The sequence below is a fragment of the Riemerella columbipharyngis genome (genome assembly GCF_900101995.1).
GTDB classification, from domain to species: domain Bacteria; phylum Bacteroidota; class Bacteroidia; order Flavobacteriales; family Weeksellaceae; genus Riemerella; species Riemerella columbipharyngis.
In genome coordinates, this window is record NZ_FNAS01000003.1 from 82,823 (window position 1) to 106,702 (window position 23,880).

At 35.5% G+C, this 23,880-nt stretch carries 23 protein-coding genes and 1 pseudogene; 1 reads left to right on the plus strand and 23 read right to left on the minus strand.

The features are described 5' to 3' along the window. Positions 1–17 precede the first annotated feature (17 nt). The 3 genes from BLS89_RS02840 to BLS89_RS02850 form a co-directional block, all read right to left on the minus strand. Positions 18–1,025 carry an aspartate-semialdehyde dehydrogenase gene (locus BLS89_RS02840; RefSeq protein ID WP_092736001.1) on the minus strand — a complete coding sequence of 336 codons (1,008 nt, stop codon included), beginning with the start codon at positions 1,023–1,025 and terminating at the stop codon, positions 18–20. A 23-nt stretch (positions 1,026–1,048) separates the two neighbouring features. Then, entirely contained in the window at positions 1,049–1,486 is a 438-nt protein-coding gene (locus tag BLS89_RS02845; RefSeq protein WP_092736002.1) for a hypothetical protein, read from the minus strand. A gap of 77 nt (positions 1,487–1,563) precedes the next feature. Further along, the gene (locus BLS89_RS02850) at positions 1,564–4,155 is read right to left on the minus strand and encodes a TonB-dependent receptor (protein ID WP_092736003.1); all 2,592 of its coding nucleotides are present in this window, start codon (positions 4,153–4,155) and stop codon (positions 1,564–1,566) included. Positions 4,156–4,397: 242 nt separating this feature from the next. On the opposite strand from BLS89_RS02850, the gene BLS89_RS02855 reads away from it, so the two are divergent. Next, positions 4,398–5,051 carry a YceI family protein gene (locus BLS89_RS02855; RefSeq protein WP_092736004.1) on the plus strand — a complete coding sequence of 218 codons (654 nt, stop codon included), beginning with the start codon at positions 4,398–4,400 and terminating at the stop codon, positions 5,049–5,051. 210 nt (positions 5,052–5,261) lie between these two features. Here BLS89_RS02855 and BLS89_RS02860 read toward each other — a convergent pair whose 3' ends face one another. The 20 genes and pseudogenes from BLS89_RS02860 to BLS89_RS02955 form a co-directional block, all read right to left on the minus strand. Beyond that, positions 5,262–6,542 carry an MFS transporter gene (locus BLS89_RS02860; RefSeq protein ID WP_092736005.1) on the minus strand — a complete coding sequence of 427 codons (1,281 nt, stop codon included), beginning with the start codon at positions 6,540–6,542 and terminating at the stop codon, positions 5,262–5,264. 133 nt (positions 6,543–6,675) lie between these two features. Beyond that, positions 6,676–7,623, minus strand: a complete 948-nt coding sequence (locus BLS89_RS02865) for an electron transfer flavoprotein subunit alpha/FixB family protein (protein ID WP_092736006.1) — start codon at positions 7,621–7,623, stop codon at positions 6,676–6,678. A gap of 39 nt (positions 7,624–7,662) precedes the next feature. After that, on the minus strand, positions 7,663–8,409 hold the full coding sequence (locus tag BLS89_RS02870) for an electron transfer flavoprotein subunit beta/FixA family protein (protein WP_092736007.1): 747 nt from the start codon (positions 8,407–8,409) through the stop codon (positions 7,663–7,665). 101 nt (positions 8,410–8,510) lie between these two features. Further along, complete coding sequence (locus BLS89_RS02875; RefSeq protein WP_092736008.1) at positions 8,511–9,218, minus strand: SDR family oxidoreductase; 708 nt, start codon at positions 9,216–9,218, stop codon at positions 8,511–8,513. Positions 9,219–9,240: 22 nt separating this feature from the next. After that, entirely contained in the window at positions 9,241–9,642 is a 402-nt protein-coding gene (locus BLS89_RS02880; protein ID WP_092736009.1) for a hypothetical protein, read from the minus strand. Between the two features lie 54 nt (positions 9,643–9,696). Beyond that, positions 9,697–11,085, minus strand: a complete 1,389-nt coding sequence (locus tag BLS89_RS02885; RefSeq protein WP_092736010.1) for a dipeptidase — start codon at positions 11,083–11,085, stop codon at positions 9,697–9,699. 105 nt (positions 11,086–11,190) lie between these two features. After that, positions 11,191–11,829 (minus strand): OmpA family protein, encoded by a 639-nt coding sequence (locus BLS89_RS02890; RefSeq protein ID WP_092736011.1) that lies wholly within the window; start codon positions 11,827–11,829, stop codon positions 11,191–11,193. A gap of 171 nt (positions 11,830–12,000) precedes the next feature. After that, positions 12,001–12,816, minus strand: a complete 816-nt coding sequence (ppk2, locus tag BLS89_RS02895; RefSeq protein ID WP_092736012.1) for a polyphosphate kinase 2 — start codon at positions 12,814–12,816, stop codon at positions 12,001–12,003. 20 nt (positions 12,817–12,836) lie between these two features. Next, complete coding sequence (gene ppk2 / locus BLS89_RS02900; protein WP_092736013.1) at positions 12,837–13,691, minus strand: polyphosphate kinase 2; 855 nt, start codon at positions 13,689–13,691, stop codon at positions 12,837–12,839. 492 nt (positions 13,692–14,183) lie between these two features. After that, the gene (locus BLS89_RS02905) at positions 14,184–15,380 is read right to left on the minus strand and encodes a C1 family peptidase (protein ID WP_092736014.1); all 1,197 of its coding nucleotides are present in this window, start codon (positions 15,378–15,380) and stop codon (positions 14,184–14,186) included. A gap of 67 nt (positions 15,381–15,447) precedes the next feature. Beyond that, a complete protein-coding gene (locus tag BLS89_RS02910; RefSeq protein ID WP_092736015.1) occupies positions 15,448–16,299 on the minus strand; it encodes a diacylglycerol/lipid kinase family protein in 852 nt (283 codons plus the stop codon). A 22-nt stretch (positions 16,300–16,321) separates the two neighbouring features. Then, positions 16,322–17,281, minus strand: coding sequence for a PhoH family protein (locus BLS89_RS02915; protein WP_092736016.1), 960 nt, complete (start codon positions 17,279–17,281; stop codon positions 16,322–16,324). A gap of 449 nt (positions 17,282–17,730) precedes the next feature. Continuing rightward, positions 17,731–17,982, minus strand: a complete 252-nt coding sequence (locus BLS89_RS02920) for a DUF6952 family protein (protein WP_092736017.1) — start codon at positions 17,980–17,982, stop codon at positions 17,731–17,733. A 15-nt stretch (positions 17,983–17,997) separates the two neighbouring features. Continuing rightward, the gene (locus BLS89_RS02925; RefSeq protein ID WP_092736018.1) at positions 17,998–18,303 is read right to left on the minus strand and encodes a thioredoxin family protein; all 306 of its coding nucleotides are present in this window, start codon (positions 18,301–18,303) and stop codon (positions 17,998–18,000) included. Positions 18,304–18,353: 50 nt separating this feature from the next. Beyond that, positions 18,354–18,986: a peroxiredoxin gene (locus BLS89_RS02930; protein WP_092736019.1), complete on the minus strand. Its 633-nt coding sequence runs from the start codon at positions 18,984–18,986 to the stop codon at positions 18,354–18,356. A gap of 125 nt (positions 18,987–19,111) precedes the next feature. Continuing rightward, on the minus strand, positions 19,112–19,675 hold the full coding sequence (locus BLS89_RS02935) for a hypothetical protein (protein ID WP_092736020.1): 564 nt from the start codon (positions 19,673–19,675) through the stop codon (positions 19,112–19,114). Positions 19,676–19,762: 87 nt separating this feature from the next. Further along, complete coding sequence (locus tag BLS89_RS02940) at positions 19,763–20,299, minus strand: IS1096 element passenger TnpR family protein (protein ID WP_092736021.1); 537 nt, start codon at positions 20,297–20,299, stop codon at positions 19,763–19,765. Positions 20,300–20,595: 296 nt separating this feature from the next. Beyond that, positions 20,596–22,509, minus strand: coding sequence for an acyltransferase family protein (locus BLS89_RS02945; protein WP_092736022.1), 1,914 nt, complete (start codon positions 22,507–22,509; stop codon positions 20,596–20,598). A 196-nt stretch (positions 22,510–22,705) separates the two neighbouring features. Next, positions 22,706–22,963: pseudogene (locus BLS89_RS02950) on the minus strand (transposase); the annotation flags it as partial. Positions 22,964–23,288: 325 nt separating this feature from the next. Next, on the minus strand, positions 23,289–23,642 hold the full coding sequence (locus BLS89_RS02955; protein ID WP_092736023.1) for a transposase: 354 nt from the start codon (positions 23,640–23,642) through the stop codon (positions 23,289–23,291). Positions 23,643–23,880 lie beyond the last annotated feature (238 nt).

Below are 23,880 nucleotides of genomic sequence, written 5' to 3' on the forward strand. Positions count from 1 at the left end.
AGTCTTAAAAATAATGATTATACAAATTTTTCTTTTACTAAATATTCGGCAATCTGAATGGCATTGGTAGCCGCTCCTTTTCTAAGGTTGTCCGCTACAATCCAGCAATTAAGAGTGTTGGGCTGAGAGAAATCTCGGCGTATCCTGCCCACAAAAACTTCATCTTTTCCTTCGGAATAGAGAGACATAGGGTAGTGGTTTTGCGTAATATCGTCTTGAAGCACGACTCCGGAGGTAGCAGAGAGTATATTTTTCACCTCGTCAAGTTCAAAATCATTTTCAAATTCTATATTCACACTTTCGGAATGTCCCCCTTGTACAGGTACACGAACGGCGGTAGCGGTCAGCCGGAAAGAGTCGTCTCCCATAATTTTTATAGGCTCTCGCATTAGTTTTAGCTCTTCTTTCGTGTAGTCGTTATCCGAAAAAACATCGCAGTGGGGTAGAGCATTCTTAAAAATTTCGTAAGGATATATCTTTTCTACCATAGTTTTTTTACCTGTTACAGAGGCTTCTATTTCGCCATTGAGCTGGTCTACTGCGGCTTTCCCCGTTCCTGTAACCGATTGGTAAGTGGATACTACTACGCGTTTGATTTTATATTTTTTGTGTAAAGGGTTTAGTACCATTACTAGCTGGATCGTAGAGCAATTGGGGTTTGCAATGATTTTGTCATTTGGCGTCAATACATTGGCGTTAATTTCAGGGACTACCAATTTTTTATCAGGATCCATACGCCATGCGGAAGAGTTGTCCACCACAAAAGTCCCTACTTCGGCAAATTTAGGTGCGTATTCCAGTGAAGTATTTCCTCCTGCTGAGAAAAGAGCAATCTGAGGTTTCATATTAACAGCTTCTTCCAAGTAAACAACTTGATAATCCTTACCACAGAAAGAAACGGTTTTTCCTACGGATTTGCTTGATGCTACAGGTATAAGCTCGGTAACCGGAAAATGGCGTTCTTCCAAAACTTTTAGCATAACTTGTCCTACCATTCCAGTAGCTCCTACTACAGCGATTTTCATTTTGTGTTAAGGTTTAATTAAGGTTAAGGAAATAATTTTGACCAAGGCATCATCATCATAACTAAAGCAATGGCTAATAAAGCAATGAAAACGATTTTAAGCGTTAGTCTTTCGTTTGATTTTACTTTTTTATTAACAATCGTCATAAGTATCGCCGCCACAAGCATAGAGAAAGGGTGTTCTACATACTGAAAACGATAGACTCCAGTTTTCATAATCTCACCCATTCCTGAAGATTTTACGATACTCATAAAAGGGGATGCTACAAACAGCATCAATAATCCTATCAAAAACTGAGTGTGAAACAAAATCATCGTGATCAATGTAGATTTTCTCAGTTGTTTGGTAATTTTACCAGAGTAGCTGAACATCACAGTGAATAGTGCAATTAAAAATAGAGCAATTGCTAAAATGATAAGATAAGCAAAGCCTTCGTGGGCATGAAATATTATTTGTTCCATAGAAAAAATTTGTACAAAGATAAAAAAATCCTGACTATTTTTCGCCAGGATTATAAAATACTATAAACTTTAAATTATTAGAATGTGAAAGAAAGACTAGCCGCCCATGTTCTGCCAAATCCGAAGTAAACAAGGTTGTTTTTGTTGATACCGTTCCAGTTTTTGGAGGCATCTGCATCGGCTGCTATATTAGTATACATATCAGAGATATATACTTTGTCAAGCACATTATAAACATTGGCATTAAGTACAAACTCTTGTCTTGCTGTAAGTTTCCATTTAAGGTTAGCCCCTAAATCTAATAATCCATAGTCTGGAAGTTTGATAGCCTCACCACCCCTTGTAGGATCATAGTTTGAGTAAAGATTATCTGCATATCTGTAAGTTGCATTAAAGCTAAACCAATTGGTTGGACGAATAGAGGTACCAAGACTTGCAGTCATTTGGGCTTTGTTTCCTACTTTAGAATTTTTAATTTCTAATGTATTTTTGCTGATAACTTGGTTTGTTTGGTCGTCTAAAGCATAGGCAGTAGGATTATTGTTATAGTGATAATCACCTATGGAAAACATTCCATTAAAATGAATTATTTTAGTAGGTTTTGCATCAAAGTCAAACTCTAATCCTTGGTGAATTTCGTTTAGTCCTAATAGATTTGCAGTAAAGCGAGCTCCGCTATTATCATTCCAAGAAACTCTTCTAAACTGATCGTTCCAAGTTGTTCTATATAAGTTCAAGTTGGCGTTAAATATAGAAGAACGGAAACCATATCCAAACTCTATTGAAAATATTTTTTCGTTTTTAAGTTCAGGATTAACATTGTTTGTGTTATTTAAATAAACGGCCTCAAAGAATGGTTGTCTGGAATAATATCCTATATTTACGAAGATATTATTGTTTCTATCAATATTCAAGTTGGAACCACCTTTTATATTGTATCCGATAAGATATTTCGTTTTTGTAGTTGTGTCTGTTCCTTTTGAAGTATCTCCCTGAAGCATAAAGCTATCTATTCTTTGGAAGCCTTGATCGGAGATAGACCCTTGAACGAAAGCGGATAAATTTTCGTTAGAATATTCCAATTGTCCAAATCCACCTATCCATTTTACAACGCTGTCGTTAGAATATATGATACGGTCTTTTACAGGATCTACTTTGGTACCAAATGCATTCCATTTAGGGGCTGTAGAGAAGGAATTTGAAATAATATTAGGTGCTTTTATATTCTTATTAGATGAATCAGTATAAGAATTATTACCCAAAAAATCACTTATTACTCTGTAGTGGAAGCCTTTGTAATAACGAGAATCGATTCCTACTGAGAATCTGAGATTATCATTTATTTTATTGCTAAAGTTTGATAAGATACCATACCAGTTGTGGGAGTTGATAGACGCTCTTCTTAGGATACCACTAGTAACCCTTACTGTACTTCCATCAGGAGCTATGACATTTTGGTAAGCTCCTGCATTATAAGGTGTAGGGTTTAAGGCTACTCCATATTGAGACATATCGTAACCTTGGTTGTAAGCCATTATCGCATCAAAATCATAGAGGCCTTGAGTATTTCTAAAGGTCGATGCATAGGTCATTATAGGTGAATAAGTTCCTTTTTTAGAATCAAGTTTGAAATTGCCAGTCCAAGCTCCTCCTAAATCACCTGTACCACCACCTCTACCAAATGAAGCATAGAGTACAGTAGCGAGTTTAGATGTTCTGGATATTTTCCAGTCCCAGTTGAGGGATAAAATAGGTTTGTGGAAGTAGTTTTTTCTAAAAGAATATTCTCTCGCAATACCGTCTGAACCGGTAATGTATCCCCAGTCTGCGTTGTATCTTCTATTAGGAGTGTCTTCTGTGCCTCCGTATTTTATAGCATCTGAAATTTTAACAGAAGAAGATCTTTGGTTGTGCCACTGTGGTGCACCTGTGATGGTAAATTGGAAATCGTGTTGTTTATTCGGTTGAAAGCCTAAAGCGAAGTAGTAATTGTATCCTTCGTATTTAGTTCCATCTGCATAAGTACTACCAGCAGTTCTACTCATTAAGAATGAAGAAGACCAGCCTTTATCTGTTTTACCGGTATTGTAGGAAAATAGAGACTTCAGATAACCGTCGTTACCTATCCCTACCATTACTTTTCCCATTTGTCTTTTGTCTGCAGCTTTCGTAAGAATATTGATAGTTCCTCCTACGGATGCAATAGCCAATTTTGAAGAACCAAGTCCTCTCTGTACCTGCATATCGGAAGTAACATCTGATAGACCTGCCCAGTTAGACCAATATACTCTACCATTTTCCATATCATTTATAGGAACTCCATTGATGAGTACTGCAATATTCTCTTGGTCAAACCCCCTGATTGTGATTCTTGAATCACCGAATCCTCCACCTGATTTTGTGGTATATACAGAAGGTGTAGTGTTTAAAATTTCTGGAAACTCTTGATTTCCTAATTTTTGTACAATCTGAGCTTCCTTTATGTTGGAAACTGCTACGGGAGTTTTTCGGTCTTTAGCGATATCAGCTACTCCAGTGATAACCACCTCTTTAATGTCTTTAGACTTTTCTGGCAAAGAATCTTTAACATTCTGAGCAAAATAAACACTAGCAGTAGATAGCGTCACTAATGCTGTGAGTGCTGTCTTTTTAGTAAAATTAACTTTCATAAGATTTCATTAAGTTTTTATCGCCCCAAATTTCGTAAAATAATTGAAAATATTTATAGAAAAAATTATATTAATTTTTGTTAATATATGGTAAAGTGTTTTCTATTGAGGGGGTATCGTGGTTAATTTATTTTGAAATCAGATATGGTTTTTTCTTTGTTGTTCGTATCTAAAGAAAAAGCTGAAATTTTATTTGTAGTTACCGTAAATTTTATTACTTTTGGGCAAATAAAATTATATTTATGAAAAAGAGATTATTTAGTCTGGCGGTTGTTTCGTCATTAGGTTTAATATGTTTGGTATCTTGTAGCAAAGATAAAAAATTGGTTAGCGAGTCCAATACCGTATCTACTACTAAAGATGGTACAGTTTATGAGGTAGATACCGTAGAAAGTAAAATAGAGTGGAAGGGTTATAAGGTAATGAAATCTGATAATACAAGCCACTACGGAGATGTGAAATTACAAAGCGGAGAGCTCACTATTAAAGATGGAATGCTGGAAAGCGGTACTTTCGTAGCAGATGTTAAATCTCTTCATAATCAAGATATTATTGATGATGCAGAGCATTCACAAAAATTAGACGATCATCTTAAAAGTGATGATTTCTTCGGTGTAGAGAAGCATCCTACGGCTACTTACGAAATTACTAAAGTGGAAAAAGGTAGCGGAGATTATAATACGGTTTTAGAAGGAAATCTTACTATAAAAGGAGTGACAAAACCATTGAAAGTTAATGCAAATGTAACAACTTCTGATGATGAAGTTTCTCTAAATACAGAGCCTACGGATATCAACAGAGAGGATTTTGGCGTAAGTTTCAAGTCTCCAATGAAAGATATGGTGATAAAAAATGAAATCACTCTTCAGGTAAGCATAAAAGCTCATAAAAAATAAAAGATAGTTTATCCTAAGTAAGTATTACGACGGATAAAGCAAACAATTAAATTGGGAAAGGGGAATATGTTATCCTTTCCCAATTTTTTTATGAAATTTTAATTCTTGAATATTACAGGTTTTGACCATTTAAGCAGGTAATAATACCAATTTTACAGCTATCTATAAAGGTAGTGGATATCGTTTTCTTTAGACGGAAAAGCTTTTGTTTTAATGCCCTATCTCTTTTATTTCATTGGGATTGTGTTTGTATTTAAACACAATAGCAAAAAGAATCATTACTATAAAAGAATAAGCTGAGAAAATAGCCCATGAAGTTTCCCAACCTGCTATTTGCTCAGTTATATCTGTTTTAGAAAAAACAAAATGATTTACTACAGCTCCTGCTCCAAGCATTCCGACAGTCGCTCCAAGACCATTCGTCATCATCATAAAAACGCCTTGTGCCGAAGAACGAATATCTTTAGTCGTTTCTTTGTCTACAAAAAGCGAACCCGAAACATTAAAAAAGTCAAATGCAGCACCATAAACTATCATTGAAAGAACAAATAACATTACACCACTACCCGGATTTCCCAAAGCAAAAAAACCGAAACGAAGCACCCATGCAAACATTGCCATTAACATTACCTTTTTTATCCCAAATTTCTTTAAGAAAAAAGGAATAAGTAAGATACAAAGTGTTTCCGAAACTTGCGACAACGAAATAAGGGCATTGGCATGTTGTGCTCCCCAAGTATCAGCATATTCCGGTATTTTCTCAAAACTCGAAATAAAAGGATTTGCATAGCCATTTGTAATTTGTAAGGAAACCCCTAAAAGCATAGAGAAAATGAAGAATACAGCCATTTTTTTGTTCTTGAACAAACTAAATGCTTTTAATCCAAACGCATCAGAAAGGCTCTTCTTTTCGCTACTGCTATTGGTTGGACAATTCGGTAAAGTAAAAGAATACAAAAACAATAAAAGACCAAAAATTCCAGATATGTAAAATTGTACATAACTACCTTGAAAACCACAGAAATCTACTAATAACATTGCAAAAATAAAACCAATAGTCCCAAAGGTTCTTATGGGCGGAAAGGCTTTTATCGTATCATAATTATTATTCACCAAAACATTGTAAGCTACTGAATTAGATAATGCAATGGTCGGCATATAAAACATTACGGATAATGAATAAAGTAAAAATAATTTAGAAAACTCTACATTTTCACCCGTTTGCATTCCGTAATAACCTGCAGAAACAAGAAAACCTGCCGCTACTAAATGACAAATCCCCAATAATTTCTGGGCAGGGATCCATCTGTCTGCAATAATTCCCATAATCGCTGGCATAAAGATAGAAACGACGCCTTGAATGGCGTAAAAAATTCCTATATTTGAACCTAAACCTATAGAACCTAAATAATTTCCCATAGAAGTAAGATATGCCCCCCATACTGCAAATTGTAAAAAATTAAGTACCGTAAGCTTTATTTTTATATTCATAATATAGTTTTTAGTATTATTTCTAAAATTAATACACCATTAAAGTGTATGCGCTATTCATTAGCACAAATATATAAAAAAAACACTATCACAAAGATTAGGATAGTGCTTTTTCTGTATTTTATGATTAAAATTAGCCTTTTAGTGCTTTTATTTTCGCTGTAAGCTCCGGTACCACTTGGAACGCATCTCCTACCACGCCGTAGTCTGCTGCTTTGAAGAAAGGTGCTTCCGGATCGTTATTCACGACTACGATGGTTTTGGAGCTATTAACCCCTGCCAAATGCTGGATGGCTCCGGATATGCCTACCGCGATATAGAGATTTGGTGCAATGGCTTTCCCTGTCTGTCCCACATGCTCTGTGTGTGGTCTCCAGCCGATATCCGATACGGGTTTGGAACAAGCGGTAGCCGCTCCCAAAACATTTGCTAAATCTTCTATGATTCCCCAGTTTTCAGGGCCTTTCATACCCCTTCCTGCGGATACTACTATTTCTGCTTCTTTGAGGTCCAATTTGTCCATAGATTGTTCTTGGCTAATGACTTTGGTCTCTTCATTAGAAATAGAAAGCTCTTTTATTTCTTCGATGCCGGAAACAGAGTTTTCCTTTATGCCAAACGCATTCGGAGAGATAGTAAGGACAACTCCCTGCGTGCCGGCTTTAGCATACATATATCCTTTTCCAGAGAATACTTTTCTTTTTACTTGGAATGGAAATGTATTTTCAGGGATGTCTAAAACATTTGTGATTAACGCATAATTTTTCATTACAGAAAGGATAGGTGCAACCGAAGAGGAATCTGTAGTGTGAGGAAATATAATTATACCACTTTCAAAAACTTCCGAAATAGCTTTTGCCATTGCTTTGGCACTAAAATTTTTTAGACTTTCGTCTTTTATATGGATTACTTTATCTGCACCATATTTGTATAGTAGTTCTGATGCCTCTATGGGGTTAATACTCACAGCAACTACTTTATCTCCCGTTTTCACAGCAATGGATTTGGCATAAGATACGGCCTCGAAAGTTGCTTTTTTGTATCCTCCATTTATATTTTCTGCATATACGAATATTGACATTTTTTTATTATTGTTTTTAAATTAAACTTATGGATGAGACTAAATTACTTTTGCTTCTTCGTGAAGAGCCCTTACTAATTCGTCTAAATCATCTGGAGAAAAGAGTTTTACGGCAGCTCTCGGCGAAGCACTATCAAAGGATACCGTTTCTACTTTTACTTCTGCACCCATTGGTTCTTTTATATTAAGAGGTTTGGTTCTGGCAGACATTATTCCTCTCATATTAGGGATGATAAGTTCTTTTTCTTCCACTAAACCTTTTTGTCCTGCTACTACCAAAGGAAGTTTTACGACTACAGTTTCTTTTCCTCCGTCTATTTCCCTCACGGCAGTAGCCTCTTCTCCATTTATTTCAAGACCTACACAAGCATTTACGAAACTACATTCCAATAGCTGTGCAAGGATTCCTGGTACGGCACCCCCGTTGTAATCTATGGATTCCTTGCCGCATAAGATTAAATCATAGTCTTCTGTTTGTACTACATTGGCTATTTCTTTGGCTGTGGAGAAAGAGTCTTTGGCTTCAGTATTTACTCTTATAGCATTGTCTGCACCTATTGCCAGTGCTTTTCTTATCACGGCATCTGTGGAAGCATCTCCTACATTTATTACGGTTACTTTGGCACCGTGGGATTGTTGCAGTTTAATAGCTTTAGTAAGCATAAATTCATCTAAGGGATTGATTACCCATTGAATTCCATTTTTATCGAAAGCAGATTTGTCCGCCGTAAAGTTAATTTTTGAAGTAGTATCCGGAACACTACTGATACATACTAATATTTTCATATTAAGAATTTTAAATTTTTATCTTTTGCTAATTTAGTTAAAAAAAATAATCCTGTATATCATCTTTTCTAAAACAAATTATTCTTTGCATAGAAATTTATTTATTTGGGGCGGGATGGGCGGAGTTCTATTTTGCTTGGCAGAACCCTTGGGTTCATTTCTAATAAGTCTAAAACAACATTTCCTATATCTTCGGGTTGTATTTTCCAGCTGTCGTTTTCAGACGGGATATTTCCATTAAAGTGAGATGCTACCGATCCTGGCATAATGGTGGAAACTTTAATGTCATATTTTCTTAAATCAAGCATTGCCGCCTGGGTAAATCCTACCACACCGAATTTTGTAGCATTGTAGCCGGAAGCATTCTCGAAAAAGTTGATCCCTGCCAAACTCGCAATACTAATGAAGTAGCCTTTCGTTTTTTTGAGTTCCTCTACTGAGGCTTTTAGTGTGTGGAAAACTCCGGTAAGATTGGTATCCACCATATTGTTCCACTCTTCCAAAGTCATTTCATCTACCGGCTTGAAATAGCCAAGTCCTGCATTAGCAATAACAAAGTCTAACCTCCCAAGCTTATCTGTAATCTGCTGAACAGCCTCTGCTTCGTTTTGAAAATTCTTAACATCAGAAGCGATGCCCAGGGCCATTGTTCCATCTTTGGATAACAGGCGGGCTGCCTTCTCTGCATCATCTTTATTTCTTCCACTTACAGCTACTTTTATACCCTTGGAAATTAAAACTTCGGCAATGCCGAATCCGATTCCTTTGGTTCCTCCTGTAATATAAGCAACTTTATTTTCTAAGTTCATAATGTTAGTTTAATAGTTAAAATTATTTTCTTTCTTTTTGGTAAGTCGCGACACCTTTCTGGTAGAGCATACCGTTTTTTTTATCGTACTTAACCTCGCCTTTTTGGTAAATTTGATTCGAAACTTTATCCAAGATAATATTATGCTCGTCTGGCAAAAATAATTCTGCTTTTGAATGGTCATCGTTAAAAAGGACAAAAGCACTGATTGTAGCGGTATTTTCTTTATGGTCAATAGGATTAAGTCTTTTGCCTTCATTGAAAACTTGAATGCAGCTTTGTTTAAGTTCGCTCCATGTTTGTCCTGCTGAAGTTAAACACCCGTATTCGTCTTTGTTTCCTCCAATAATAGGTTTGGGGTGGTTATTTTTACAAGCCGTCAATAATATTAGTCCGATTAGAGATAAAATAATATTCTTTTTCATTTTTTATTTATAAATATTATCCCACATATTTGTGATGTAATATTAAATTTGAATTTATTTTTTTAATTCTGTATAATATTTAAAAAAATAAGGGATACTCTCTATACCTTTGTAGAAGTTGGATAATCCATAGTGTTCATTAGGTGAATGTATAGCATCTGTACTTAGTCCAAAGCCCATCAATACGGATTTAGCACCTAATACTTGCTCGAATAAAGCAGTGATAGGAATACTTCCGCCGCTTCGGAATGGTAACACTTCCTTTCCAAAGGCTTTTTCCATTGCTTTCTTAGCGGCTAAAAATTCAGGAGCATCGCTTTTAAGGACATAAGGCATACCTCCGTGGTGAGGTGTTACTTTTAGTTTTACGCTGTCCGGTGCAATTTTTTTGAAATGATTTACAAATTTTCCGGTAATTTCTTCAGGAGTTTGGTAAGGAACCAGCCTCATCGAAATTTTAGCAAAGGCTTTGGATGGAATTACGGTTTTAGCACCTTCTCCGGTATAGCCTCCCCATATGCCGTTTACATCCAGTGTAGGGCGGATGGAGGTTCTCTCGAGAGTGGTATAGCCCTCTTCGCCTTGTAATCCTTTTAGCCCTATTTCTTGTTTATAAGCTTCGGGGTTATCTTTTAGTTTGTTCATTTCAGTGCGTTCAGCATCGGATACTGTTTCTACATTGTCATAAAATCCTTCCACGGTAATCCTTCCTTTGTCATCAATCAAGCTGCCAATCATTTGACATAAGACATTGATAGGGTTTGGCACAGCTCCACCATACAAACCGGAATGCAGGTCTCTATTAGGGCCTTCCACTTCTACTTCTACATAGCTGAGTCCTCTTAGCCCTGTAGTCACGGTAGGTTGCTCCATATTGTAGAGGCTGGTGTCTGAAATAAGGATAACATCGCAGGCTAATTTCTCCTTATTTTCTTCTAAGAATCCGGCTAAACTTACAGAGCCTACTTCTTCTTCTCCTTCAATGATGAATTTTACATTGCAAGGCAGGATATTGGTTTTCATCATTGCTTCAAAGGCTTTTAGATGCATAAAAAACTGCCCTTTGTCATCGGCAGAACCTCGTGCAAAAATGGCACCTTCGGGGTGTATTTCGGTCTTTTTTACAACAGGCTCAAAAGGACCGCTCTTCCAGAGTTCTATTGGATCGGCAGGCTGGACATCATAATGTCCGTAAACCAAAACAGTAGGGAGTTTCTTATCAATAATCTTTTCCCCAAAAACAATAGGATTTCCCGGTGTAGTACATATTTCCACTTGGTCTGCACCTGCATTTTTTAAGTGTTTTGCTACGGCTTCTGCACAATCCAAAACCTCATTTTTGTAGGCAGGGTCAGCACTTACAGAGGCGATTTTCAAAAGTTCTATCAATTCTTCTAAGAATCTTTGTTTGTTTTCTTTGATGTAATTTTGAGTCTCTAACATTGAATATATTTTTTGGTTGAGTAAAGGTAATAAAATTTGGATAAATGCAATACAAAATATGCTCCACAATTTGTGAAGCATATGTGATTCGTATTTTAGAATTTATTATTTCGTAAATCTTATTGCCATTTTTCTGTCAGACGCTCTCTCTTCGTTAGAAGCGGTGGCAGGTACTTTAGCAAACTTACTTCCATAGCCCTCTGCGGATACTACTTGGGCACCTACGCCAGCTTTTGTGAGTTCAGATTTAATAAAATCTGCTCTTTTTTGGGATAATGCTTCGTTGGCTGTTTCGTCCCCTGTTTTATCGGTATATCCTCCTACTTTTATTTTGGCATTGGGATATGCTTTCAGTACAGCTGCAAGATTTTGAATTTGCTGTTGGCCGGATAATAATTGATCTGCAGAGCCTACCTTAAAGTTAATTTGATCAAAGTTAAACCATTGGTTTTTCAGTTGGTCTTCTGTATCTGTATTGTAAGCTCCGGATTTAAGAAACGAAACGACAGAGTCTTCTAACCCACCTTTGAAAGCTTTGATAGCTTGCCCATTAAGGTCTATGTTTACTTCTTCGTTGGAGGCTTCTGAGTGGGAAGCTTTTTCATTTGAAGATTTTTGTTCTAAATCCATATAGTTTGTCTCGTTCGGCTCCATTTTGATTATGGATTTGTTTCCTTCTGGTTGGATTTTTTGGCAAGAAACTGCTAAAGTAGCTACTGCAATTGCTATAAAATATTTTTTCATTTTTCAAAAATTATGCCCAAAATTACTAACTTTACTATATATGTTCCAAACATTTCTCAATGTTTTTACTCCATGTCTTTGTGTTAGAAATAATTGCAGGCAGCATAAAAGCATCTAATAGGTAGAATTAAAAAAAGAAAGCCGTGCAAAAAAGAACGGCTTTCTATGCAATTATTCATCTATATCTTCTATTTCTTGGTGGGAAATGACTTGATCGTCTTTCACCTGATAAGGGATTTTGTTTAAAATGTATTCTAAGGCTTCTACTCTTGCTTTGGATTTTTTATTGGCTTTTAATACTTTCCAAGGAGCTAAATCTGTATCCGAAACCATAAACATTTTCTCTTTATACTCGGTGTATTTATCCCAAAGCTCTAATGCTTTTTCATCTACGGGGCTATATTTCCATTTTTTCAGAGGATTATTGATGATGTCTGCAAAGCGTTTTTTCTGTTCGTCTTTTGATATGGAAAAATAGAGCTTAAGCAAAATAATTCCTGAATTTACGAGCATTTTTTCAAACTCGTTCACTTGATCCATAAAGATGTTGTATTCTTCTTGAGTACAGAAGTCGTTTACAGGCTCTACCACAGCACGGTTGTACCAAGAGCGGTCAAAGAATACAATCTCTCCGGATTTTGGTAGTTGATTGATATATCTTTGGAAGTACCACTGTCCTTGCTCTGTTTCATCGGGTCTCGGTAAGGCTACCACTCTGTGTTCTCTCGGATTTAGATGCTCTGTGATTCTCCTTATGGCACCGCCTTTTCCTGCGGCATCTCTACCTTCGAAGATGATGACTACTTTCATTTTATTAGCGACTACCCAGTTTTGCATTTTTATCAATTCTTCTTGTAGTTTTGCTAATCTTTTTTCGTATTTAATGAGACGCAATGCTTTTTCGGGTGCCAGAGTCTGGTTTTGTAATAAGGCGTAGAGTCCTTTTTTACTATTTAGTTTATGATGTTGTTCTTTAGAAATTTCCATACATTAATACATTAAATAAATTAAAAATCGATTTGTTTTACCATTCTGAAATATCTCTGCACCACAGTAGGGTCAGGATTTAGTGCGATTTCGTTTTTCCCTTTGTCGTCGTAATTGAACTGGCTCAGTACATACCTAATGGCTTCCAATCTTGCTTTTTTCTTGTTGTCCGATTTTACGATAACCCAAGGACTGAAAGCATTGTGAGTACGGGAGAACATCTGATTTTTGTAGAAGGTAAACTCATCCCAAAGCTCTTGTCCTTTTTCATCTACAGGACTGTATTTCCATTTCTTGAGAGGGTCTTGCAGACGGCTATTGAAGCGTGCTAATTGCTCGTCTTTGCTTACAGAAAACCAAAATTTGATAATATGAGTACCGGACTCGTAAAGCATATGCTCAAATTCCGGGACTTGTACCATATATTCTTCGTATTGTTCTTGGGTGCAAAATCCCATTACAGGCTCTACTACGGCACGATTGTACCAGCTTCTATCAAAAAATACCATTTCACCTGCATTAGGCAGTTCTTTGATGTATCTGCGGAAATACCACTGTCCACGCTCTACCTCTGTAGGCTTGTTCAGGGCAACGATCCTCATAGCTCTTGGATTAAGGTGTTCTGCAAAACGCTTGATGGTTCCTCCTTTTCCGGAGGCATCTCTACCTTCAAAGATAATGGCTAATTTTTTACCATTATTTTTAATCCAATTTTGGAGGTTTACGAGTTCAGCTTGTAGTAATTTGAGCTCTTCTTCGTACTCTACTTTTTCAATAAGTGAGTCAAATTTTGGATTTTCAGCTCTGTGTTTGTAGAGGTAATTCATCAGCTCACCTCTGTCATTCATTTTTTCTAAGTCCGAAATTTTTATCATAAAAAAAGATTTATTTCCTTGTATAAAATTACAACTTTTTCATAAAACACAGCATTAGCATTATATGATATTTATCAGTACTGGGAGGAAATGGAGAAAAGTGAATTTGGTTTTTGTTAGAATGTCTGCTTATTAGTCTTTGTTATCAAGAATGTTTGTAGGTATTAAATATTGATGAAAAGTAAAGGCTTTTTAGTGTTAATAGTACAAGATAGAAATATGTTTTTGTTACTATTTATAGGTGGTGTCAAATTACTGTTTTAAGCCTAATATCAGTGTTGCTATCGTTATGGATAATTTTATTAGATATGAATCGAATCCCTAAATGCATTATTTTAATCTCTTGTTTTTCTAAAGATGTTTTGGGCTTTTTTGCAAAAATACCTGCATTCAGTTTTCTAAGCGTCTTTTTGTTTTACAGTTGATTAGCAACGCTTAAATATAATCTGAATGCAGGTACTATTTAAGTTGGTCCTAACTATTCTTAATTTGTTATAGACCTATGTTGGTATCTGGTTTTAGCTTATTAAGTATGTCTGCAGGTATTCCGCCTTTATTTAGCAGAATAGCGGTAGATTTGTACATTACATAAGCTTTGGTGACATAGAGGTATCCGGAATAATCATTGGTAGCTCCCCAAGAGTTTTTTACCATATAGTATTCTTTTCCATTTTGGTCTTTTGCTAATCCTACGATTTGCATACCGTGGTCGTCTGTGGTTGTAAGATTTTCAAGAGCCTCTTGTCTCATATCTTGCGTGATTTTTTTCTCTGGTTTTGGCTCTGTAAAAAGCTCTGCTCTCGTTTCGCGTGTAATATTGTCCAAATCAATGTCTGGTACATAGGCTACCCCGTTTTTATATGAAAAATAAGGTTCTGTAACATCGGTAGCATAGCCTACGGTATAGCCGTGCATCAAAGCATAATCAATGATTTTGGTAAGGTCTTCCATTGGTACATTCCAAACGCTTTCGTGGCTCCAATTGTCCCCCACAGGCAAAACGAATTTTTTATAAAAAGGATAGCCTTTATAAGAAGAAATTTCTACATAATCAGATGGGTTGAGTCCTACTACTTCTTTGGCAAAAGATTTTGGGGTATATTTTTTTCCGTTATAAGTAAACTCGCTTGGGTACTTGCCTAAGTAGTCGTCCAGAATGGCATCTATATTTGAAATCCAGTTTGGAGCAATTTTTCCCGAAGGATTTTTTACATAGACTTCAAGCATAGATTTTAAAATGGCTTGCATCTCTGTGAAATCATTTCTTTTTTGTCCTAAAACAAGCCCCGTATATGCAGACTGCGGTACAGCCCCATATTTTGCATACATATTTACCACATCGTGAAGCTCGCCTCCGTCTCCCCAGTTGATAGCACCACCATTTAGAACATAAAGATAAGCCTTGTCATGGTAAGAATTTCTTGCTGTAAAAATTTCTGCTAAGTCCACCGGTTTTTTACCGGCTTTTATCATTTCAGATTCCAAAAAAGAGTTTCCAGAATAGCTCCAGCAAGTACCGGAGTTACCTTGGTCTTTTACAGAAGTGACTCCATTTTCTTTCACTACAGTGAACTCAAAACCTGCTTTATCCGATTTGTTATTTTGAATTTTTTTGATAAGATTGTCTTGTGCAAATCCCATCACTCCGAAAGATAAAAATGCTAGAATAGCGACTTTAGTTTTTCTCATAAGATTTTATAGTTTAAATTATTTCTTTGTTTGATAAGTGTTTTATATAGAGCGAAAGTTACAAAATTTATATTAATATTCTCAAACTTTTTGGTAATACTTTTATTTTTATCGGTGACGGCAGCTTGTTGTATTCTCCGTCTATGTGCCAATTCTCAGTATTTACCGAAAATTCTACCTCCGATGCTTGAAGAAAAGTAATGTAGCGGTCGGACTTTAATTTTTTAGTAAACATCCTAATGGCAAACAGCGGTGAATAGTAAATCGGAAACTTTTTCACCAAAACGATATCCACCTTCCCATCGCTCTTACTTGCCTGTGGCGCGATATAGGCATTATTCCCAAACTGCCTTGTATTAGCAAAGTTAAGCATAAGATATTCCCCGCTATAAGGCTTGAATGCCGCCGTCTTAAAATCCGCTCTAATCGGTTTGTAGCTAAAAAAAGTTTTTATAGAAACCTTTATATAGTTTAAAAATCCTCTGGAAGTTTTTTCGAATTCTTTTGTTACTTCTCCGTCAAATCCTGTTCCCGAAACATTAATAGAAAACTTATCATTAATCATAAGTGTATCTATTTTCCGAGTTTTATTCGCTTTTATCTTGTCCAAAAGCTGGTCTATATCCTTACTAAAATTGGTTTCGTTGGAAAATCCATTCCCCGAACCGGCAGGGAAAATTCCCAAAATTTTATCGGTATTAATGATGCTTTTTGCCATATTGGAAATAGTTCCGTCTCCTCCCACAGCTACGAAGGTTTCTATATGCTCCATATTGTTTTTGATGAACTGTTCTGTCCCCTCTATGGACTCCGAAATGTAATATAAAGCATTGGGAACTCTCTTCAGAAGACTGTCCAAAAAAGGTTTGTGATTTTTCTTTGCAGAAAAGGGATTGATGATAAAGGCTGTTTTCTCCATTCACAAAGTATATTTCATTTTATTAGTTTTCGTCTCTTTGGCGTTTTTCCTCATCATTGTAAGCCAAAATTATCTTTTTAACGACAGGGTGCCTTACCACATCAGACTCATCAAGGTTTACAAAACCTATTTCTTTCACATCTTTCAGAATACGCATCGCCTCTTTCAGCCCTGATTTTTGTTTCAGTGGCAAATCCACTTGGCTGGGGTCTCCTGTGATTATAAACCTTGCATTCATTCCCATACGAGTAAGAAACATTTTCATCTGAGCGTGTGTGGTGTTTTGTGCCTCATCGAGAATAACGAAGGCATTATCCAAAGTCCGCCCCCTCATAAACGCCAATGGAGCTACTTCTATCACTCTTTTCTCTATAAAGCTTTCCAGTTTCTCGTGAGGAATCATATCTCTAAGAGCATCATAAAGAGGCTGTAGATAAGGGTCTAATTTTTCTTTAAGATCTCCGGGCAGAAAGCCCAAACTTTCTCCTGCTTCTACGGCGGGTCTTGTGAGTATAATCCGCTTGACTTGTTTTTCTTTCAATGCTCTTACAGCTAAGGCAACACTGGTATAAGTCTTTCCCGTTCCGGCAGGACCTATAGCGAATACCATGTCTTTTTTCTCGCTTTCTTTGGTGAGTTTTTTCAGATTTGTGGTTTTTGCTTTTATTACTTTGCCATTAACGCCTTTTACGATAATATCTTGGTCAAAAACCAACTGTTTTTCGCTTTCATCTTTTATACTGAGAATACTCTCTACATCTTTTAGCGTAATGGCATTGTATTTAGATATAAAACTAACAATACTGTCTAATTTTTCTTTTAGTACTTCGAGAGTTTCCGGGTTTCCCATTGCAAAAACAAAGTGGTCTCTTCCTGTTATTTTTAGTGTAGGAAAAGAAGATTTTATTAGATTAAAAAACTGGTTTTGAGTACCATAAAATAATTTTACATCAATATCGGAAAGTTCGTAAGTTAGTTCCATATCATCAAAATATTAGCAGAGCAGATCTCTATAAATAATATCTGCTAAGTTATAAATAATTTTTCAAACTTTTTGGCTGTATATTCTTTATGTTGGATTTACTAATTTCCATCACTTTTAGGCGTAATTTTAATTTGCTCTTTTTTGTGGTTTATAGGAGCGTTTTATTGCAGCTGATGATTTTATTATTGACGCTCTTTGCAGGGGTAACTTAAACAAAAAAACAATCCGAATATAAAAACGGATTGTTTTTTGGGAATAGAAAACTCAAAAATAGAGGATTAAAAATCAATCTGTCTGTTCATTCTTTTACCAATGGTTGTATTAAGAAATAAGCAGCTGTTGTCGTCGAGTTACTATTCAATATTGTTTTTCGGATTGCTATTATATAATGTCTATAATATGCATAGAAAAAGCGTTTAGTAGATTTATAAATGGCTTTTATAAAATTAAGCTCTGTCGATAGAGCCCATTACTTTTTGAGCAAAACCATTCAAGGCGTCTTTTTCAGGTTGTCCTTTGGCTACGCTTTTATGAACTTCCAATGCACCGCAAATGTTTGTAATCATTTCGCCTACTATATTAAGCTCTTCATCCGAAACTCCTCTGAACTCTGTGAAAGATTCCAAAACATCTAATGTTTTTTCTAAATCTTCAGAGGAATTATTTTGATAAAATTGTCTTATAATTGGTAATTTCATTTTTGATAGATTTAATTATAGCTCCTTGAAAAGAGTGTTTAGGCTTTCTGCTTGGTTTGTCTGTACTTGATTTACGAGATTTCCGCCTTTGAAAGCTGCAAAAGTAGGCAAGTTATCCACTTTGGCTAATTTTCTGCTTTCGGGAAATTTTTCAGCATCTACATAGATGAAAGGGACGCTATCGTTTTCAGAGGCTAATTTTTTGAACTTAGGCTTCATTATACGGCAGTTTCCGCACCATGCAGCACCGTACTGAACCATTACTTTATCATTCTCATTGATGATATTGTGCAGATTATCTTCTGTAATTTCTTGGTACATATTATTGTTTTTTAGTGAAAAAAACGGGGAATCACTCCCCGCGATATAGATTAATGTTTAGCTAAATATTCTGCAGTGGATTTTCTGTCAGCATTCATTGCTTCTTTACCTTCTTCCCAGTTTGCTGGGCATACTTCACCATGTTTTTGTACATGGGTATAGGCATCTATCAGTCTTAAAAATTCTTTTACATTTCTGCCTAGGGGCATATCGTTTACGCTTTCGTGAAAAATTTTTCCGGTTTCGTCGATAAGGAAAGTCGCTCTGTAAGTTACATTTGATCCGGAAAGAGTTTCGTTGCCTTCATCATCGTAATCAAAATCTTGATCCACAATGTCCAATGCATTGGCAAGCTGTCTATGCGTATCTGCTAAAAGCGGATAAGCAACACCTTCTATACCGCCGTTATCTTTTGGAGTGTTAAGCCAAGCAAAGTGAACTTCGTTTGTATCGCAAGACGCACCTATCACGATAGTATTTCTTTTTTTGAATTCTTCGGCAGCTTCCTGGAAAGCGTGAAGCTCTGTAGGACATACGAAAGTGAAATCTTTAGGATACCAGAACAAAAGCACTTTTTGGTTATTTTTTGTAGCTTCTTCTAATACGTTGATTCTTAGGTTGTCGCCCATCTCTGTAATGGCGTCTACTGTGATGTTTGGAAATTGTTTTCCTACTAATGACATAATGATTTATATTTTATGGGTTAATTTTTCTTTTGCAAAGATACAGTGCTATTATCAATCAAAAGTAAAAAATACGATTGATAAAATCTATATATTAAAATTATTTTCTCAATGGATAGATATGATTATTTCCGAATAAACCAACCTTCCTTCTCATTGTATTTCAGCTTAAATTCTTCTGTGATAAAATTGCTTTGCGGCTGTTTGTCTTTTCCGAACTTATAAAATGGTGTTTTTTCTTTATCCAAAATTACTGTACAAGTAGCTGTAGATTTTCCTTTGGAATTAAAAATTAAATCTTTGTTTCTGTTTAGTTTATATTTGAGGGTAACGACTTTGGTGTAGTTTTTATTCTGCTGTACCACATAGGGTAGGGCTTTTTCTGTAAGTGAAGGCTGTATTATCCAGACGCTGTCACGGGATAAGAATTGTTTTCTTTTTTTCTCTTGCAATAATTTTATATAGCCCTCGTTGATGAGGTTTTGGAGTTCTTCTACTTTATCTTTTTCTTTGTTTAGTGTTAATTTGAGCTTATCGGTTTCAAAATTTCCGGTCTCGTAGATGGGATTGTTTTCTATATAAGATTCTATGATAGACTGTGCTTTGCTTTGGGATAAGTCGTTGCCGGGTGAACAAGCACTTATACTCAAAAGAGATATTGATGATAATATTAATGTAAAATTTTTCATAGTTTTTATTTTACTTGATTATAGTTTTCTAATGCAAAAATCCTTCCATTTTAGAATGAAAGGATTTTTTATGGAATTTAGAGATTTTTATTCATCATCATCTATATAGTTACTATGCTCCTCAAAATCATCTTCGCTAAAGTTTTCAAAATCATCAAATCTTTCACTCTCGAAGTCATCAAAATCCAAAGGGATATGAGGTATATTCTGAGTACTTTTCTTAGGGGCCTTCAAAGGTACCTTTCCATATCTGAACACGGTAATCGGGTAATTGACAGAGGGTTTTTCTTTCTGAATATCCAAAAGCTCGCAATAGAATTCCCACAAATCCAAAAAACCGTATTTGAACAGCATCTTGCTTCCTTTTTCAGGAAATGCTTCAGACATATAGATATCAGACATCACTTCGCCGTCGCCTTCATCAGACATGTCCTCTAAAGGGACTCCTCTTCCTTCCGTCCATTCATCATCCGAAAAGTAAAATGATGAAAGCTCATCTTCCTGTAAACTAAACGCACTTCTTATTCCATTGTGCAAATTCCAAAGCGTTTGCTTCTCCTTAATTTCTATGTCTCTGAAGACATTGTCTTTTGAATCTAAAATTACTCTGATTTTGTAAATCATAAAATGATAATTTTAATTTTTTGGTCACTAAATTTTCGGCAAATATAAAACAAATGATGTTTGATGAAAATTTTTTTTTGTTTTTAGTTTTAAAATTTGAGTTTTATCAGAGGGTTTATTTTGTGTAAAATCTTCTAATTGATTCATACACTTTAAGTAAAGAGAAAAATACAGTTATGCCGACTTTGAAAAAATAGAAACATTCTAAAGTTTTATTTTGTTGTTAAATAATTTTACTATCGAGATATCAGAGGATTTTTACTCGGCTTTATATGACTTTTCACTTTTCGGCAGGATTATTTTTTTTCATTTTTTCTGACTTGATCCATGATATTTTTTCCTATGTATTCTGCTCCATAATGGGAAAGATGCCCATGTATGTCTTCATATACCGGATGCCCGTTTATCAGTACTTTGCATTTGTGATTTTTACATAGGGATTCCTCGGGGTCTATGTAGTAAATGTTGGAATATTTCTTAGCGAATTTTTCTGCCAAAGATTTCATTTCATTATTGATGTCAAGAGGTTTTTCTTCTACTTCGCGGGGGCATTCTCCGAAAAGTAGGCGGCTCAGCGGCAGACAGCCCTCTATCTGTCTTCTTCTTACGGGGAAGCCTGGTTTATTCGGAACGCCTACAAAGTAAATATTGTAGGATTTAGGATTTGGACGATTGGCAATGATCTCATCCCATTCTTTTTCCAATATATCGAGATATTTCTTTTTATTTTCTTTGTATGTAACAGGGTAGCTGCTAAAATCATCTTTTTGTCTAAGATGATAAGAGTCCCACGAATATATGAACAAGACAGGTCGAGTGTTTGCTTTTAAGTCTGCTGACAAAGAGGGATAGCATTCTGCACATTCTTTTTGAAATACTCCGCCGTCTCTTTTAACTGCTTGCGAGTAGTGGGGTAGTTTCATACAATTGCGAGAAAACCAGGTAAGTGTTTTTATATGATTTTCGTCTAAGAATCGGGCGTATTGTTGTCCGTAGCTGTCAGAAACTATCATATAGTCGTAGTTGGAGAAATCGGCACCGCCTACAACGGACTTTTTCATATTTGTGTATTGGGTTCCATCCGGTTTAATTACTCCTCTCGGATTATCTTGGTAGAGAACTTCTTTGGGAATCCTGAATTTAAATCCTCCGGTTCTTTTGGAGGCATATAATCCCAAAATGGTAACACCCCACAGTACTGCAATAAGCCATAGTTTCCACTTTTTTTGCTCTACCAAATAATAAGAAGCTGCTCCGAAAACAAAGCTTAAAAATAGATAAATCCAAAAACTCATTTCCAAGTGGTAGGAATTGTTTAAAGCTACAATAGGCCAATGATACAGGTATAAAGAATAAGACCATTTCCCTATATAGCGGACTGCCGGATTTGCAGTAATCCACGAAGAATTGTTCGCCGCCTGAATAACTAAAAATGAAGAAAAAACAGGAAGTAAAGCTCCGATCCCGGGCCATACAAAATCTCTGGAAATTATGAAAAAAGAAACATTCATAAGCCCTATTCCTATATATTCTGCCGATTTTCTTACAGGGGAAGACATCTTCCAAGGAAATAAAAAGGCTATGCCTCCCACCATCATTTCCCACATACGGGTAGGCAGTACAAAATACCCTGCGTTTACGGTATTATAGGCTATTATGAGCCCAACGGACAAAGCCAAAATGGTTAGAGCTAAAATTACCCGGCGTATTTGTTTTTTCTTGAATAATTTACTCACAATCCAAATTATAAAAGGATACAGCATATAAAACTGCCACTCAACCGATAGAGACCAAGTGTGGAGCAGTTCCTTTTCGGAAGGGGAAGTAGCGAAATAGCCGCCGTTGCTGTGCTGCCAAAAATAAAAATTGGAGAAAAATCCTAACGCAGGAATTCCCTGAGAAGAGAGCAATAAATTTCTTGATGGTTCGAAGAATAAAAATGCTGTTACGCTTAGCAATATTACCAAAACGAGCAATGCCGGAACAATTCTTTTTACCCTGGCGGCATAAAATTTTTTCAGAAAAAGAAAAATGCTGTTTTCTTTTTCTATTCCATTGAGCGTGATTTTGGTCATTAAAAATCCGGAAATAACGAAAAACACATCCACGCCGGCAAATCCTCCGGTAAGCCAGGATTCGTTAAAATGAAAAATCATTACGGCAATTACTGCAAATGCTCTTAATCCATTGATGTCTTCTCTGAAATTCATAGATTTTGTTTGGAGGTTTTTATTAAAATGATTTTTTTTTTTTTTTTTTTTTTTTTTTTTTTTTTTTTTTTTTTTTTTTTTTTTTTTTTTTTTTTTTTTTTTTTTTTTTTTTTTTTAATTTGTTGCTTATTTGCGAATATAAAGGTATGCTTTTTTGTATTTAGTTAATATTATTTTCGAATATCCGTTTTTATACCTAATTTTCTGTTATAGCAGCAATAATCACCCTATCGAATAATCGTTCTCCAAAATATCGCCTGTTTAGCTTATATACAAATTCATTTAAGTATAATTGAAGATATTTGCCTTTGATTTTATGGTAATTACCTAACAAGTTTCGTTTCGCATTACTTATAAATATATGAACTCATCGCAAAGTTTCTTTTGTGGTTTCTTTGCTTGATTTTTCAGTCACGTATATTTCAACATAATTAGATATATCAATATAGGAAGTGCACATCGTCAAACTAAAGTTTACTGAGGCAAATATAGTAAACAATTAAATAAGTCCCAAACAATAAATTAATTTTCGTTGATTTAAAGTATTTATTTTCACTTGTTTTCTTAGTTTTAAGATTTGGTCTTGTCTACCTAGGTAAACATCTTCAGAGGTTAAATTATTTAAAGCTTCGTGATATCTTTGCGAGTTGTAATATTGCACACAAATTTATTAATTGTGAATGCCTAATTGCTTTAAAGCCCTGTTAACGATTAATTCAGAGTTTTTTACCACCTCTATAATCTCTGCCTTTTCTTCTGCCGTTAGTCTCATATATTTTTTAAGTTGAGGGGTTAATCCAACAGATGTAAGCTTTTTTTACAATATCATAACGAATAACCAAATCGGCCAAAGACTCTTTCAATACGGTATTTCTGCGTAAATCTTTGACTTCCTCACTGGTAGCTTCTCTTGTTTCGTTACCCGAAAGACGTTTCTTTCCTGCTTCAATGAACTCTTTGCTCCATTTGTAATAAGTGGCTTTGCTGATGCTATATTTTCTACACAGTTCTGCTGCACTGAGCTCTGCACGCAAGCCTTCCATGACGATTAAAATCTTTTGTTCTGCATTGTACACTTGGCGTGTGTTACGCCGAACTTCCTTGATAAGCTTTTTGTTTGTTTTTTTTACCATGTGCTAAGTGGTTTTTGTAAAGTTAGTTTTTTCTTTTTTTTAACTATACTATTTTTAACCTAAACTGGTAAACTTTTTGCTGACGATTTACAGTAGACAAGATCAAATCTTAAAACTAAGAAAACAAATGAAAATAAATACTTTAAATCAACGAAAATTAATTTATTGTTTGGGACTTATTTAATTGTTTACTATATTTGCCTCAGTAAACTTTAGTTTGACGACATACATACTAAAT

Bases quoted from the DNA above. Each gene is read 5' to 3' on its own strand.
- BLS89_RS02915 (WP_092736016.1), bottom strand. From the start codon at position 17,281: ATGGAACTAACTTACGAACTTTCCGATATTGATGTAAAATTATTTTAT.
- BLS89_RS02845 (WP_092736002.1), bottom strand. From the start codon at position 1,486: ATGGAACAAATAATATTTCATGCCCACGAAGGCTTTGCTTATCTTATC.
- BLS89_RS02875 (WP_092736008.1), bottom strand. From the start codon at position 9,218: ATGAACTTAGAAAATAAAGTTGCTTATATTACAGGAGGAACCAAAGGA.
- BLS89_RS02910 (WP_092736015.1), bottom strand. From the start codon at position 16,299: ATGGAGAAAACAGCCTTTATCATCAATCCCTTTTCTGCAAAGAAAAAT.
- BLS89_RS02930 (WP_092736019.1), bottom strand. From the start codon at position 18,986: ATGTCATTAGTAGGAAAACAATTTCCAAACATCACAGTAGACGCCATT.
- BLS89_RS02860 (WP_092736005.1), bottom strand. From the start codon at position 6,542: ATGAATATAAAAATAAAGCTTACGGTACTTAATTTTTTACAATTTGCA.
- BLS89_RS02955 (WP_092736023.1), bottom strand. From the start codon at position 23,642: ATGGTAAAAAAAACAAACAAAAAGCTTATCAAGGAAGTTCGGCGTAAC.
- BLS89_RS02925 (WP_092736018.1), bottom strand. From the start codon at position 18,303: ATGTACCAAGAAATTACAGAAGATAATCTGCACAATATCATCAATGAG.
- ppk2 (WP_092736013.1), bottom strand. From the start codon at position 13,691: ATGATAAAAATTTCGGACTTAGAAAAAATGAATGACAGAGGTGAGCTG.
- BLS89_RS02850 (WP_092736003.1), bottom strand. From the start codon at position 4,155: ATGAAAGTTAATTTTACTAAAAAGACAGCACTCACAGCATTAGTGACG.
- BLS89_RS02935 (WP_092736020.1), bottom strand. From the start codon at position 19,675: ATGAAAAATTTTACATTAATATTATCATCAATATCTCTTTTGAGTATA.
- BLS89_RS02870 (WP_092736007.1), bottom strand. From the start codon at position 8,409: ATGAAAATATTAGTATGTATCAGTAGTGTTCCGGATACTACTTCAAAA.
- BLS89_RS02945 (WP_092736022.1), bottom strand. From the start codon at position 22,509: ATGAATTTCAGAGAAGACATCAATGGATTAAGAGCATTTGCAGTAATT.
- BLS89_RS02840 (WP_092736001.1), bottom strand. From the start codon at position 1,025: ATGAAAATCGCTGTAGTAGGAGCTACTGGAATGGTAGGACAAGTTATG.
- BLS89_RS02885 (WP_092736010.1), bottom strand. From the start codon at position 11,085: ATGTTAGAGACTCAAAATTACATCAAAGAAAACAAACAAAGATTCTTA.
- BLS89_RS02855 (WP_092736004.1), top strand. From the start codon at position 4,398: ATGAAAAAGAGATTATTTAGTCTGGCGGTTGTTTCGTCATTAGGTTTA.
- BLS89_RS02880 (WP_092736009.1), bottom strand. From the start codon at position 9,642: ATGAAAAAGAATATTATTTTATCTCTAATCGGACTAATATTATTGACG.
- BLS89_RS02865 (WP_092736006.1), bottom strand. From the start codon at position 7,623: ATGTCAATATTCGTATATGCAGAAAATATAAATGGAGGATACAAAAAA.
- BLS89_RS02940 (WP_092736021.1), bottom strand. From the start codon at position 20,299: ATGATTTACAAAATCAGAGTAATTTTAGATTCAAAAGACAATGTCTTC.
- BLS89_RS02905 (WP_092736014.1), bottom strand. From the start codon at position 15,380: ATGAGAAAAACTAAAGTCGCTATTCTAGCATTTTTATCTTTCGGAGTG.
- BLS89_RS02920 (WP_092736017.1), bottom strand. From the start codon at position 17,982: ATGAAATTACCAATTATAAGACAATTTTATCAAAATAATTCCTCTGAA.
- BLS89_RS02890 (WP_092736011.1), bottom strand. From the start codon at position 11,829: ATGAAAAAATATTTTATAGCAATTGCAGTAGCTACTTTAGCAGTTTCT.
- ppk2 (WP_092736012.1), bottom strand. From the start codon at position 12,816: ATGGAAATTTCTAAAGAACAACATCATAAACTAAATAGTAAAAAAGGA.